Raw genomic sequence first — 13,907 nt, forward strand, 5'->3', positions numbered from 1 at the left:
CGTTTTCATCAAGCGCATAAAATCCGCGTTTTTCCGAATAATGATCATAGACGAATCTCGCTGTTCCAAGGAGAAAAAAAGGTGGAACAAGCAAGGCAAACCCGCATTCATGGGCTGTTGTTGCTGATCGTCGCTGCTGTGTTCGTTTGGTCGGCCATTCGTCCAACCAGCTATGCGGTGTGGGCGCTTGAGGTCGCCCCAGCGCTTGTGGGGCTTGTGATCGTGATGGCCCTGTATCAACGTTTCCGGCTGACAACGATGTCGTATGTCATCATCGCCATGCTGGCGGTCCTCATGTTGATCGGCGGCCATTATATTTACTCCAAAGTTCCTTTTTTTAACTGGATCAAAGATGCGTTCCATTTCGAACGCAACCATTACGACCGGTTTGGCCATTTCCTCAAAGGGACGTTCGCCCTCGTCCTAAGGGAGATTGCGCTGCGGAAAACGCCGCTGTCGCGCGGCCCTTGGCTTTTCACGATCGTCACAAGCATGTCGCTCGCCATCGCCGCCCTGTATGAAATCATCGAATGGCTCGTCTCCATCATCTCCAAAGGAGGAAAGGCATCGAAAGACTTTTTGGGCACACAAGGCGATATTTGGGACACCCAATGGGATATGGTATGCACATTGATTGGGACACTGATTGCCCTATGGCTGCTCTCAAGGTGGCACGACCGGCAACTTGCGCGGTTGGATCAGCCCCGTAGCTAGGCTCGTAAAACAGCGGCTTCTCTTTTCAAGAGAAGCCGCTGTTTTCAATTCACCTTATACAAATAAATCGTCCACGCCGACTCATCGGACGTGAATACACGGTCCAACACGAGTCCATTTTCCGCCGCATTGTCAATCGGAACCGCCGAGAAAATATAGCGGCCGCCCATTTTTTTCAACTGTTCTGTATTCAGCTGCAAGTTCTTCAGCCGTTTTTTCGACTGTTTTGTAAACATATACCGTTTTCCAAGTTCTGCTGTAAAAATATAGCAACGCCCGCCCCATTCGTCAAAATATGTGCGGATCGTTTTGCTTTTTTCCAGTTCACGTTCAATGATTTTGCGGAACTCGTATTTGTATGACAGCGGATAAAAGTTGTTGTACGTATCGAGCGTGTAAAACCCGTTGTATTGGGCGATGGCGGGGTGAATGCCGATGCTGACGACGCGGTAGTCGGACACCGGGAGCCCGATGTATTGCTTGATTTCTTGGAACTGTTTTTCCGCGTAAAATTGCTTCACCGTCGGCTCGTAGCGGAAGACGATTTCTTCGTTAATCAAAAACACCAAGATCACTTGGGCCGCTAGCAGCCGCTTCGCCCACTTTTCTCCTTTTTCGCTGTATTGCCATACGATTTTCAGCGCCAGCACAAACTGCACATAAATGACAAGCGGGCGCAAAAAATGAAAGCGGGCAAAGTTAAACGTGTCCAAAAAATGAAACCGCTCGGTAAGCGGCAGCCACCCTTTATAAAACCAAAAGGCGTACCACGCCGACAGGGCGAAATTCAGTCCGAATAGGAAAAGAAATAACCGTTCTTGCTTCCATCGTTTTTTCATGAAAACGAGATACAAGGCCATCAACCAGGCCGGCAAAATAAAAAAGGTATGCTCGGTCATGACGTGATGGTGGCCGAGGATAAAGTTTTTCCACGTCAAGCGGACGCAATGCCAAAACGACAACCGGGCATGGAAGTACTCATCCCGGCTTGTCGGCTCGTCTTCCCATAAAAACGAGTACACAAGCCGGTACTCGACAAGCAAATACAACAGCGTCATGTAAGCGATGGAAGTCAAAAAGCGGATGTTCCACCCCTTCCCGCGCAGCACATCCAAAAGCCAAAGAGTGCCCATGGCGGCAAGAAAGAAAAAGAACCCGAGCACAAAGCTGGAATAAAACGGGAGAAGCGTGAGCGCGACGTAATGTTTCCACTCCCCCTCGCCTTTCCGGATGCTCAAAAACGCCCAGAGCGCAAGCGGCATGCCGAGCGTGCTTAACATCCCCGACGGCCAAAACAGCGTCAGCGCAAATGCGAGCGCCACGCCGATGCGAACAGCCATCCAACGCGGCTCGGGCAGGAAATGCGTTTTCAACAACAAATACATGCCCAAAAATGCCACCACCCTTGTGATCGTTTGGCTGAGCGCATAAGCAGTCATCGTGGGAAATAACGCGTGCAGCCAGACGATGCCGGTCAACTCCGAACCGAGGGCATTTCTTGACAACTTGCCGTTGGCGATTTGCGGAATCTTCGCGTCAAGCGGCCCGGTGATTTTTCCGCTTTCGGAGAGCACCTTATACCAAGCGATATTGGAATCCAAATTATCGTGGACGCGAATATGGGCGTTCTCGCCAAGGAGAAAGAGCGGGGACACGTAAAGGGCGATGAGGCAAAGTGCCAAAAGGAAGAGCCATCGTTCTCTTTGTTCGGCCATCGGCATCACGCTCCCGTTTCCAAGTTTCTATTGGATACGGTGTGCAATGAGAAGAAAATTATTCCTAAGGACGGTCGAAGAGGGTGGTGATTTATGAAAAGGGGGGCTGCGCGTTCTTCTCAGTCTCCTCTTCATTCGCATTTTTTGCCCCTTCTATTTTCTCTATGCACACCTATCTTAAAATATTAAGGACAACTTATGGTAGATAGCTTCCCCACTACAATACACAATAGAAAACAGCGGCCTCTCTCTTACAAAACCGCTGTTTACACCTGCTTCTACACCCTTGACTTTTCCTTTAATCCTATCAGATGGTCCTTCTCTTCCCTCCGGCTGAAAATCGCCGCGAGGATCGCTTCGGATATATATATATTGTTGTGCCACACGCTGAAAATCGCACTTGGAACAGCCGCCAAGGGTGAAAAATTCGCTGTGGCAATTGCCACGCTCAATCCGGAGTTTTGCATTCCTACCTCCATGGCGACCGCTTTTTGTTTAGCCAAATCCATGCCGAGCAGAAGGGGCAGGCTGAAGTCAAAGGCAACTGGACGAATCCCCCTTAACAAATTTGCCCGCCAACCGCTTGGATATCTTCTTCACGTTCGACCGTCACGTCAATGGCAATCCGCAGTCCTTTCACAATCGTTTCTAACGCCATGCTAGGCTGTCCTGGATGCCGGGCTGCTTGTTCCGGCAGATACGGAATATGGATAAATCCGGCCCGAATGGGCATCTTCACTTGGGCAATATAATGCATCAATCCGTAAAACACATGGTTGCAGACAAACGTTCCCGCTGTATAAGAGACAGAGGCTGGTATGCCGTGACGCCTCAACTCATGGACAATCGCTTTGACCGGCAAAGTTGACCAATAGCCAACAGGCCCGCCTGGAACAACGGGTTCGTCAATCGGCTGATGACCTTCGTTGTCGGGAATGCGGGCATCATTGATGTTCACCGCTATCCTTTCAACGGAAATATCGGCTCTCCCTCCCGCCTGTCCGACGCAAATCACAATATCGGGATCCACTTGCTTCATTGCATCATGCAAGATTTCTAATGATTGGCCAAATACGGTTGGAATCTCCCGAACTTCAACGATATACCGATCGTTTTTCCATCCGGCTGCTTGCTTGGCCGCCTCCAGCGATGGATTCACCGTTTCTCCTCCAAACGGATCAAATCCGGTCACGAGCACTTTTTTCATCGTATCTTCAGTCCTTTCCCGTTATCGGATTATAAATCCATGAGAGTGACCACATACATTGCAGCGATGTTGAACGCCAACAGAATCAACGCTGTCGGCACTTGCACGCGAATCACGTGGTTTTTGTCTTTCAAATCAAGCAAGGCGGCGGGCACGATGTTGAAATTCGCCGCCATCGGCGTCATCAAGGTGCCGCAGTAGCCGGAAAACATCCCGAGGGCGGCCACATGATTCGCATCGACGCCAAATTGTTTGATCAGCAGTGGAACAGCGATCCCCGCTGTCATGACCGGAAACGCGGCAAAAGCATTGCCCATGATCATCGTAAACAAAGCCATGCCAATACAATAGGCCACCACAATCCAAAACAATGAATGAGTCGGAATGATGTTTCCTACCAAATTGGACACAGCGGTGCCTACCCCAGCAGTCGTAAAAATCGTCCCTAGCGTTGCCAGCATCTGCGGCAAGAGGGCGGCCCAGCCGATTGATTCAAGCAGCCTGCGCGATTCTTTAACTGCCATAAACGGAGTGGTCCGAGTCATCGCCATGCTGACGAGCAAAGCAACGAACGTCGCTAGCCCGAGAGACACAAGAGTCACGTTTTTCGGATCGAAAAGAAAAGCGTTTCCAACCTTGACATTTTTCAGCCATGTCACACCGATGACAGTCAAAACCGGAATCAACAAGGCCGGAATGAACAGGCGATGTTTCAATCGATCGCGATGTTGTCTTCTCTCTTCCGGCGTCGCCTCTTGGTAGCTTCCGAGCTTCAATCCCCCGGTTCCGACAATGGCCACCATGATAAGCACAAGCACTCCGGTGTAAAACGGGGGAATGATGCTGCCGAACAGCAGTGTCACACCATAAAGGAAATAAAACAACCCTGATGTGAAGCGCTTCGGGTTTTGACGATCGGCAAAGGTCCACAAGCTTCCCAACACAACCACAATGCCTAAAAATATGTACACCGCTTCAATGGACAACCACATTCACTCTCTCCCCTTTCCATTCTCCCGATGAAAGAGCTTGTGAAGCGAGCGGTCCAGCCGATGCAGGCGGATGCTGTGAACGATCAGCGCGGCCACGGCCGTTGGGATCGCCCATAACGCCATATGCAGCGGATCAGAAGGAATGCCGTTTTGATCAAAAAATCCTTTCATCAACAAAATCGCTCCGATGGCGATGAACACATCCTCGCCAAAAAACAACCCGATATTGTCCACCGCTGCGGAATGAGCGCGAATGTCATCCCGGACATGATCCGGCAGTTTTCCGTATTTCGCTTCCGCCGCTCCTTCTGCCATAGGAGCGACGAGCGGACGAACCATTTGAGCATGGCCGCCGATGGAAGTAAGCCCAGCCGCTGCAGCCGCTTCCCGGATGATCAAATAAGCGGTCAAGATTCGTCCTGTTGTCGCGGCTTTGATTTTCGCCACGACACTTTCTGCCTGTTCACGCAATCCAAAACGTTCCAAAATGCCGATGACGGGCAATGTGGCGATGAACACCGCCATATACCGGTTGGTCGTAAACGCTGTTCCAAATTGTTCAATAATGTCATACAGCGATTGATGGGCGAGCAATCCTGTCGCCAATCCAGCCGCTGTCACGACAAGAAGCGGATTAATGCGAACAATGAAGCCGATGATGACGATCAACACGCCAATGAGCACCATGTTTCTCTTCTCCTCTCCAGCACATTTTACGGCAAATGTTAATACAAATCGTTACGTCGTTCACCCCACTCTATTTCTTAGTCGGCATCCCCCTCTCCTCCATCTGTCGTTCCACATTTCGGAACAATAGTTTCAAATTTGTTATTATCATTATATAATTGAGAAAAATTAAAAATCAATAAATACTTACCGAAAATTTACTTTACAAAATAAAACATCAACTTGACCGAACCCGTCATGATACATCAAGCCCCCTCTTCGTTGCATCCCTTGCCCCTATTTTGTATCATGAATAATTAAGAGAAATTTAGCAGAAAAAGGAGGTGCCGACCATGACCAAACAACTCCCTCCCGGCCAATTCGAAACGGAAAAATGGCCGATTTTGCATGAGGGCGATGTGTACCAATTCGATGAAGCGACGTGGAATTTCCGATTGTTCGGCGATGTGAAAGAGGAAGTGTCGCTTTCGTATCAAGAAGTGATGCAGCTGCCGAAGACGGTTTCAACCATCGATATGCATTGTGTCACAACATGGTCAAAATTCGACACGACGTTTGAAGGCATCGCCTTCCGCGAGTTTTTGCGCTTTGTGGAGCTAGATCCTGATGTGAAATACGTGAAAATTTACGGATATTTAAACGGCGACCGGTTCGGTTATTCGGCGAACTTGCCGCTTGACGCGCTCATGGGCAACGATGCCTTGTTTGTCTATCGATGGAAAGACAAGCATCACGACTGGCAGGACATCTCGCCGAAGCACGGCTATCCGCTCCGTTTCATTCCGCCAGCGACGTTTTACTTATGGAAAGGGGCGAAATGGGCGTCCGGCATCCGCTTTATGAAAAAGGACGAGCCGGGCTACTGGGAAGAGCGCGGTTATTCGATGACCGCCAATCCGTTTAAAGAGGAGCGGTTTGCCGAGTGGGTGCCGCGGATTCGCTTTTGACAAAGCAAAAAGCGAGGGGTCGGAAATCCCTCGCTTTTTGATCATCAAGCGGCTTGGCGGGATGCCGCTTGTTTCTCAAGCCAAGCACGAAGACGCCAAAAGAGAAGCTGAAATACGATGGCCGCCATCGCTCCTTTGACGGCGTTAAACGGCAAAATCGCCGATACCACCAACGCCTTCGCTTCCGGCGCGCTCATCTGCGGAGCGCCAAGGAAAAGGGTGTACGCCGGCATAAAGACGTAGTAGTTGAGCACGCTCATGACGAGCGCCATTGTCACTGTTCCCGCCGCCAACCCCAGCAGCAAGCCTTTTTTCGATGCGGCTTTCCCATAAATATAGGAAACCGGCAAAATAAACGCCGCCCCAGCGGTAAAGTTGGCGATTTGGCCGATCGGAACGCCGGTCGCACTGCCGACAAAAACATAGTTCAACACGTTTTTCAAGAGTTCGACCGCCACGCCGGCGAGCGGGCCGTACAACAGCGCGGCGACAAGCGCCGGGATGTCGCTGAAGTCGACAAGCAAAAAGTTCGGAAACGGCGGCAGCGGAAAGTTGAGCATCATGAGCACATGCGCCATGGCGCCCAACACTCCGATGCCGACAAAGGCGCGGATGGAAATGCGTTTCATGTTTGTTCTCCTCCCCTTCTCGTGATTCATCCTCACAAGAAGAAGGCTGCCGCCGCGAGCGCCAACAAAAACTCCCTTAAACCGAACGAGGCTTAAGGGAGAAAAAGGGTGTGCGCAACTAGACGTTCGCATGCGCCAAAACGAACGCCGGCAAACCTTCATCTTCTCCCATCCAGACTATACTGTCGGCTCCGGACTCGCACCGGATCCTGCCTTGCGGCTCGCGGGCTGAGAGGCCAAGCGCCTCATCACCGCCGGTCGGGAATTTCACCCTGCCCCGAAGATGAATCGCTTATCCGTTTTTTCATTATTCCGATGAATTTAGTATACAATTCCTTTTTGGATTTGTCTACGATTTTTTGCTTGCGGCTTGATTATTCCCGCATCGGAAGCGAATCTTCCGGTTCGAGCACCGGTGGGGCGACTTGAACCAAATCGGCGTATTTCAATCCCGTCCCCGTGTTGAGCACGACGACCGTCTCCCCATCACGAATCCAACCGCTCTCGCGCAGCTTTTGGGCCGCCGCAAACGCCGCCGCTCCTTCCGGGCAAATGAACGCCCCTTCGAGTTCGGCTGCCGTCCGCTGTTCAGCCAAAATCGCTTCATCGCTGATCGCAATAGCGCAACCGTCCGTCTCATACACCGCCTCAAGAACAAGAAAGTCGCCAAGCGCTTTCGGCACATTGATGCCAAACGCCACTGTATGGGCGTTCGGCCAAAACTCCGATTCACGTTTTTTCTCCTTCCACGCCTTGACGATCGGCGCGCAATGCTCGGCCTGCACAGCGACCAGCCGCGGCATGCGGCCGTCCACCCAGCCGAGCGCCTGCAGTTCTTTGATCGCCTTGTAAATGCCGATCAACCCGACGCCGCCGCCGGTCGGATACAAAATGACATCCGGGAGCTGCCACGAGAATTGTTCGGCGATCTCCAGCCCCATCGTTTTCTTCCCTTCAATCCGGTACGGTTCTTTCAACGTCGACGCATCGTACCAGCCGTATTCGCGGATCGCTTTGGCGACGATTTGCCCGGCATCGCTAATGAGGCCGTTGACGAAATACAATTCCGCCCCAGCGATGGCGCATTCCTTTCGCGTCAGTTCCGGCGCCTCAACCGGCATGACGACTGTCGCCTGAATGCCCGCCCGCGCCGCGTACAGCGACCACGCCGCTCCCGCGTTGCCGTTTGTCGGCATCGCGAGCTGTTTGACGCCCAATTCCTTTGCTTTAGAAATCCCAACCGCCGCGCCGCGGGCTTTAAACGTCCCTGTTGGAATAACCCCTTCGTCTTTCATGTAGAGCGCTTCAATGCCGATTTCCCGTCCTAAGCGCGGCATCGGCACAAGCGGCGTCATCCCTTCGCCGAGCGACACGATATGTTCAGGATGCTTTACCGGCAGCAACTCATGATAACGCCATAAATTCGCTTCACGTTCCCTCAGCACATCCCTCTTGACTTTTTGGCGCATCGCCTCCAAGTCGTAAGCGACAAGAAGCGGCGAACCGCATTCGCAAAGTTGATGGATTTGGTCGACATCGTATGTACGTTCACACTTCGGACAATACAGATGAGACACGTAGCTGAATGACATGGTTTGGCTTCTCCTTTCCATTTGTTTCATCCGCACGAGGCAGGAAGCACCTACTTTCGCGTTTCTGACGAGACACTGGCCTTTTCATTATACCATAACCGTCCTCTGCCGCCGGCGCCTGTAATGGCAGCGTCCGTACGCCAACTTTGGGGCATCATAGCGCCAAGTAGGAAATGGTCCCCTCTTTTTTACCGTTTGAAGCCGCATATGGTAAAATAAAACGGAAACCGCCTCTTTTTTCTCACTGCATCGGCGGAATGATTCGCTGATCCAGAAAAACTTATACATAAGGAGATGAACCAATGAAACAGGAACTCATCGAACGCTTCATCCGCTACGCGAAAGTCAACACTCAATCCGATCCAAACAGCCATACGTGCCCATCGACTTCGGGACAGTGGGAGCTGGCGAGAATGCTCGTCGAAGAGCTGAAGGCGATCGGGATGGAAGATGTGACGATCGATGACAACGGCTACGTGATGGCGACGTTGCCGGCCAATACGGACAAAAACGTGCCAGTGATCGGCTTTTTGGCTCATATGGACACCGCGCCGGAATTTACCGGAGCCAACGTCAACCCGCAATTGATTGACTCGTACGACGGCGGGGACATCGTGTTAAACAAAGAACAAGGCATCATCTTGTCGCCAAACGATTTCCCGGAGCTCGCTCACTACAAAGGGCATACGCTCATCACGACCGATGGGACGACGCTGCTTGGTGCTGACGATAAAGCCGGAATCGCCGAAATTATGACCGCGATGAACTATCTCATTCAACACCCGGAAATCAAGCACGGCAAAGTGCGCGTCGCCTTTACGCCGGATGAGGAAATTGGCCGCGGGCCGCATAAATTTGACGTTGCCAAATTCGGCGCCCAATTTGCCTACACGGTCGACGGCGGGCCGCTTGGCGAATTGGAGTATGAAAGCTTTAACGCTGCCGAAGCGAAAATCACGATCAAAGGCAAAAACGTCCATCCGGGCACAGCGAAAGGAAAAATGATCAACTCGATCAAAATCGCCATGGAGTTCGAGCAGCAGTTGCCAGCCCATGAGGCGCCTGAGCATACGGAAGGATATGAAGGGTTTTACCATTTGCTTTCGTTCCAAGGCAGTGTAGAGGAAACGAAGCTTCATTACATCATCCGCGACTTTGACCGCGAACAGTTTGAGGCTCGCAAAGCGAAAATGAAAGAGATCGCGGCTTCGCTTGCGCAAAAATATGGAAACGACCGAATCACTCTCGAAATCAACGACCAATATTACAACATGCGCGAAAAAATCGAGCCGGTGCGCCACATTGTTGACATCGCCCACGAAGCGATGACGAACTTGGGCATTGAACCAAAGGTGAAACCGATCCGCGGCGGTACAGACGGGTCGCAGCTCTCCTACATGGGGCTGCCGACGCCGAACCTTTTCGCCGGCGGCGAAAACTTCCACGGCCGCTACGAATACATTTCCGCCGACAATATGGTGAAAGCGGCCGAAGTGATCGTGGAGATCATCAAGCTGTTCGAGCAAAAAGCATCTTGATCTGCGGAAAAACTCTCTTGAACGATCTTTTTTCGATCGTCCAAGCACAAGCGGCTGCAAGCCCGCCCATTAGGAGTAAAGAAAAGGTGTCCCGAGTCTTTTGGGGACACCTTCTTCATTAGATAAGCGACCGTTCGCCCTTCCATCCTTTTTCCTCGGTCAACACCTGTTACGGAAGCCGGTTGATCCGCCCCTCGATCCGTGCTGAGAACGGTTGCTCAAGACCGCGAATATACGAGACAAGGGCATCCAAATCGACCGGGCCGACCTCGCGGTTTGTCCCATGCGTCAACACCGTGAACCCATCGCCGCCGTCGGCGAGGAAGCTGTTGACTGTCACCGTGTACTCGGCGTCCGGTTTTAGCGGTGTGCCGTCAGGAAGCTGAATGTCAATGACTTTTTCTCCGACCGGCTTGCTGGCGCTCCATGTATAGCGGAGGCCGGAGATTTGCAGCATGCGCGTTTGGGTTGGCTGCCATTGTTGATTCAAAAGCTGGCGGATTTGCGCGCCGGTGAGCGTCATTTTCACGAGCTGGTTGTTGAACGGCTGAACGTTGTACAATTCGCCCCACGTCACTTCGCCTTGTTCAATATCGGCGCGAATGCCGCCCGGGTTCATAAAGGCAAAATCGGTTTTCATCGCCGCCCGCTGGGCATCGGCGATCAAATTGCCCAAGGCGGACTCGCCGCTTTCGTTTTGTTCATCGGTGATCGTTTCGGCTGCTGTGCCGACGACTTGATTGACAAGCGGCGCCACTTTCGCTTCATATTTTTCGACGAGGGCACGGATTTCCGGGTCCGGAGTGATGCCGTCATGATAGGTCGTCACGATCTCCGCTTTTTTGGCGACGACGTCTTTCGTACGCGGGTCGATTTTCAAATCGACATCAGAAAACGCCGTGCCGTACGAATACGACTGAACGAGCAGCTTGCCGTCCACAACCGCATTTAAATAGGCATGGTTATGACCGGCGAAAATCACATCGACTTCATCATCGACATTTTTGGCGATATCGACAATTTCCCCGCTTGCGTTTGTCCCATCCGGATTGGATACGCCTGGGTTATGGGCGAGAACGACGATCGTTTGCACCCCTTTTTTCTTCAGTTCCCGGACCGCTTTGTTAATCGCTGTTGCTTCATCGATGAACTTGACTCCCGCGACGCCGCTTGGCGTCACAATCGTTGGTGTTTCCGTGAGCGTGACGCCGATCAATCCGATCGGCATGCCGTTGACCCGCTTAATCACATATGGCGGGAGAATCGGCTTTCCCGTTTGCGCATCAACGACGTTGGCGCTCACGTACGGAAAATCTGCTCCGGCGAAATCGCCGGTCGCCGGGTGATATCCGCCATGGATCAAGCGGAGCATTTCCGCTACTCCTTCATCAAACTCATGGTTGCCAAGGGTGCCGACGTCAAAGCCGAGCTTATTGAGCACTTCGATCGTCGGCTCGTCCTCTAGCAGCGCCGATACCGGCGGGCTGGCGCCAACCGCATCGCCGGCATGGACGAGCAGCGTATTTTTGTTTTCCGCCTCCCGCTGTTTCAAATAAGCGGCTAAATAATCAGCCCGTCCAACTTCCCGCCCGCCGACTTTTCTCGTCACATTCAACTGGCCGTGGAAGTCGTTAATGCCTAACAGCTGCACCTCAATATAACGGTGCGAAGAAGCAGGCGGCTTCCCCTTGCTTTTCCCGTTCCCTGCCGCCCCAACTGGAGCCGCGGCCAGCACCGCTGCAGCAGCCAATGCGGATAGCACCCGTCTTCCCCATCGTTTGGAATTCTTCATTCCCGGTTCCCCTTTCTCTCGCCTTCTCGTTCACTCCCATTATATCCTTGCGAGTCAGTACAATGATAGAGCAGAAAGGATGATTTCTCGTAAATATTTTGTAAATTCACAACTGACTGTTGAGAACAACAGAAACAAAAAAGACCGCCCGATAGAGTCTGTTGATCGGACAGCCTTTCCCTTTTAGCTCGGTGGACAGCCTGCCGTGGGGCGGGTGTTCCCAAGAATCTCCCACCTCGAAGCACAAGCGTAGGTGGGAGAGCGTTCAACCGACCGCGTTTTTCTTGTTTAACGGAGCAACGCGAATGCCGGTCGTCTCCTCAAAATCGTACAACCCGCCCGGGAGATCGGCAAACCGCTCGAGTTCATTGTAAGCCGGAATGCCGTGGTACGCCATATCGAGACCTTCTTCTTCCTCACGCTCTGTCGCCCGGAGCCCGACCGTGCTGTCGCACACATTCGCGATGAGCGCACCGCTGACGAAGCCCCAAACGATGACTGTCAACGCGCCAAGCAGTTGGGTGATGAACAACGACGCATGACCGGTCGTTTTCCGGCCGGATGATCGCTTCAATTTTTTTCATGTTTCCCGCCGCCCCCCTCAACCGTTTCTTGTGTAATAAAATATAACGTATTTATGTTAAAAATTATAACAATTAAAAGAGATGTGTCAAGTATGAGGACAAAGTTTTTTTGCGCGCCGCCTATCGGGCATAACTCGAAGGAAAGCGGATCGGCAGGGTGTCCATCCAAACGACTGATCGCCGTTATCCGTTCTAACACAAAAAAGGTGTTCCGCAAACGATCGGAACACCTTTTTCATCGTATTGTCATTCGACGCTATGCCACGCGAAACGGCCATGAACGTCAAGCCCTTCTCCTTGTTAGATCGTCTCCTTCCCGCGCACGCCGTTGATCGAATAGCTCGCTGTAATGGCGGCATTTAACGAATGGGAAACGGAACAATATTTTTCTTTTGACAACCGAATGGCGCGGACGACCTTGTCTTCCGGCAAATCGCCTTCGAGCGCGTAATGAATATGAATCTCTGTAAACCGCTTTGGGTGGTCATCGGCGCGCGTTCCTTCGACTTCCATCGAAAACGCGCGGACATCAAGCCGCATTTTCCGCAAGATCAAAACGATGTCAATGCCGGTGCAGCCGGCTAAGGCGTGAAGCAAAAGCTCCATCGGCCGAGCGCCTGAATCGTTGCCGCCGACGTCTTTCGCGGCGTCGATCGGAATCACCACACCGGAAGCGCTTTGGCCGCTGAATGACATGTTTCCGTTCCATACAACCGTCGTTTTCATCATGGTCGCTCCTTTCTCATCTGTCCGGGGTCGGACGGACTTTCCGACAGCCCGTTTCTTCTTTTCAGTTTAGCGGCTATGTCCTTGAAATGCAAAATTCCTGTCTACCGTTTTCGCTCATGCATGTTAAAATAGAAACATGCACAAACTTGTTGAGTAAAGGGTGTTTGATTCGATGACCGCACTCATTTTGCTTCTTGCTTATCTTCTCGGCTCGATTCCGTTTGGCCTTCTTGTCGGGAAAATCGGCTACGGGATCGACATCCGCGAACACGGGAGCGGCAATCTTGGGGGAACAAACACGTTCCGCGTGCTTGGGGCGAAAGCGGGAACGATCGTCATTGTCGGCGATATGCTAAAAGGGACGCTGGCGGCGAGCTTGCCGATGCTTTTTTCCGTCCCCGTGCATCCGCTTTTGGCCGGGGCGATCGCCGTAGTCGGCCATATGTATCCGGTGTTCGCCAAATTCCGCGGCGGCAAGGCGGTGGCGACATCGGGCGGGGTGATGCTGTTTTATTCGCCGTTGTTCTTTTTGTCGCTCATCGCCGTGTTTCTTGTCGTCTTGGCTGTTTCACGCTACGTCTCCCTGTCATCGATGGCCGCGGCGCTGTATGCGGTCGTGTACACCGTCTTTTTCACGGACGACATTCCATTGACGGTGGCGGTGTTGTTGCTGGCTTCGTTTATCTTTTATCGTCATCGCGCCAACATTCAACGCATCTTGAACAAAACGGAGCCAAAAGTGAAATGGCCAGGCAAACGCTCATGACGACGGACGGAGAAA

At 52.1% G+C, this 13,907-nt stretch carries 13 protein-coding genes, 1 pseudogene and 1 riboswitch; of the genes and pseudogenes, 4 read left to right on the top strand and 10 right to left on the bottom strand.

The features are described 5' to 3' along the window. Nucleotides 1–81 precede the first annotated feature (81 nt). Nucleotides 82–714, top strand: a complete 633-nt coding sequence (locus tag DI44_RS07960; protein WP_020279622.1) for a DUF2238 domain-containing protein — start codon at nucleotides 82–84, stop codon at nucleotides 712–714. 44 nt (nucleotides 715–758) lie between these two features. On the opposite strand, the gene DI44_RS07955 is transcribed toward DI44_RS07960, so the two are convergent. The 5 genes and pseudogenes from DI44_RS07955 to DI44_RS07935 form a co-directional block, all read right to left on the bottom strand. Continuing rightward, nucleotides 759–2,429, bottom strand: a complete 1,671-nt coding sequence (locus DI44_RS07955; protein ID WP_033025409.1) for a DUF6044 family protein — start codon at nucleotides 2,427–2,429, stop codon at nucleotides 759–761. 278 nt (nucleotides 2,430–2,707) lie between these two features. After that, nucleotides 2,708–2,941, bottom strand: a pseudogene (locus tag DI44_RS07950) (transporter, sodium/bile acid symporter family protein); the annotation flags it as partial. Between the two features lie 47 nt (nucleotides 2,942–2,988). Then, nucleotides 2,989–3,636: a pyroglutamyl-peptidase I gene (gene pcp / locus DI44_RS07945; RefSeq protein ID WP_013523781.1), complete on the bottom strand. Its 648-nt coding sequence runs from the start codon at nucleotides 3,634–3,636 to the stop codon at nucleotides 2,989–2,991. Between the two features lie 29 nt (nucleotides 3,637–3,665). Then, the gene (locus DI44_RS07940) at nucleotides 3,666–4,628 is read right to left on the bottom strand and encodes a DUF979 domain-containing protein (protein WP_014195863.1); all 963 of its coding nucleotides are present in this window, start codon (nucleotides 4,626–4,628) and stop codon (nucleotides 3,666–3,668) included. Then, nucleotides 4,629–5,315, bottom strand: coding sequence for a DUF969 domain-containing protein (locus tag DI44_RS07935; protein WP_014195864.1), 687 nt, complete (start codon nucleotides 5,313–5,315; stop codon nucleotides 4,629–4,631). A gap of 332 nt (nucleotides 5,316–5,647) precedes the next feature. On the opposite strand from DI44_RS07935, the gene DI44_RS07930 reads away from it, so the two are divergent. Beyond that, nucleotides 5,648–6,262, top strand: coding sequence for a sulfite oxidase-like oxidoreductase (locus DI44_RS07930; RefSeq protein ID WP_033025410.1), 615 nt, complete (start codon nucleotides 5,648–5,650; stop codon nucleotides 6,260–6,262). 44 nt (nucleotides 6,263–6,306) lie between these two features. On the opposite strand, the gene DI44_RS07925 is transcribed toward DI44_RS07930, so the two are convergent. Further along, entirely contained in the window at nucleotides 6,307–6,921 is a 615-nt protein-coding gene (locus tag DI44_RS07925; protein ID WP_075261450.1) for an ECF transporter S component, read from the bottom strand. 126 nt (nucleotides 6,922–7,047) lie between these two features. Beyond that, nucleotides 7,048–7,180, bottom strand: a riboswitch (FMN riboswitch). Nucleotides 7,181–7,265: 85 nt separating this feature from the next. Beyond that, nucleotides 7,266–8,483 carry a threonine synthase gene (locus DI44_RS07920; RefSeq protein ID WP_033025411.1) on the bottom strand — a complete coding sequence of 406 codons (1,218 nt, stop codon included), beginning with the start codon at nucleotides 8,481–8,483 and terminating at the stop codon, nucleotides 7,266–7,268. 302 nt (nucleotides 8,484–8,785) lie between these two features. Here DI44_RS07920 and pepT point away from each other — a divergent pair, with 302 nt between their 5' ends. After that, nucleotides 8,786–10,021, top strand: a complete 1,236-nt coding sequence (pepT, locus tag DI44_RS07915; protein WP_011231254.1) for a peptidase T — start codon at nucleotides 8,786–8,788, stop codon at nucleotides 10,019–10,021. A gap of 169 nt (nucleotides 10,022–10,190) precedes the next feature. On the opposite strand, the gene DI44_RS07910 is transcribed toward pepT, so the two are convergent. From DI44_RS07910 to DI44_RS07895, 3 genes are all read right to left on the bottom strand, one after another. Continuing rightward, nucleotides 10,191–11,813 (bottom strand): 5'-nucleotidase C-terminal domain-containing protein, encoded by a 1,623-nt coding sequence (locus DI44_RS07910; protein WP_011231255.1) that lies wholly within the window; start codon nucleotides 11,811–11,813, stop codon nucleotides 10,191–10,193. Between the two features lie 265 nt (nucleotides 11,814–12,078). Continuing rightward, nucleotides 12,079–12,387, bottom strand: a complete 309-nt coding sequence (locus DI44_RS07905; RefSeq protein ID WP_020279617.1) for an ammonium transporter — start codon at nucleotides 12,385–12,387, stop codon at nucleotides 12,079–12,081. Nucleotides 12,388–12,697: 310 nt separating this feature from the next. Continuing rightward, nucleotides 12,698–13,123 (bottom strand): OsmC family protein, encoded by a 426-nt coding sequence (locus DI44_RS07895; protein ID WP_011231257.1) that lies wholly within the window; start codon nucleotides 13,121–13,123, stop codon nucleotides 12,698–12,700. A 175-nt stretch (nucleotides 13,124–13,298) separates the two neighbouring features. Here DI44_RS07895 and plsY point away from each other — a divergent pair, with 175 nt between their 5' ends. After that, nucleotides 13,299–13,892 carry a glycerol-3-phosphate 1-O-acyltransferase PlsY gene (gene plsY / locus DI44_RS07890; RefSeq protein WP_011231258.1) on the top strand — a complete coding sequence of 198 codons (594 nt, stop codon included), beginning with the start codon at nucleotides 13,299–13,301 and terminating at the stop codon, nucleotides 13,890–13,892. Nucleotides 13,893–13,907: the final 15 nt, after the last annotated feature.

The sequence above is a fragment of the Geobacillus sp. CAMR5420 genome (genome assembly GCF_000691465.1).
Classification (GTDB): domain Bacteria; phylum Bacillota; class Bacilli; order Bacillales; family Anoxybacillaceae; genus Geobacillus; species Geobacillus thermoleovorans.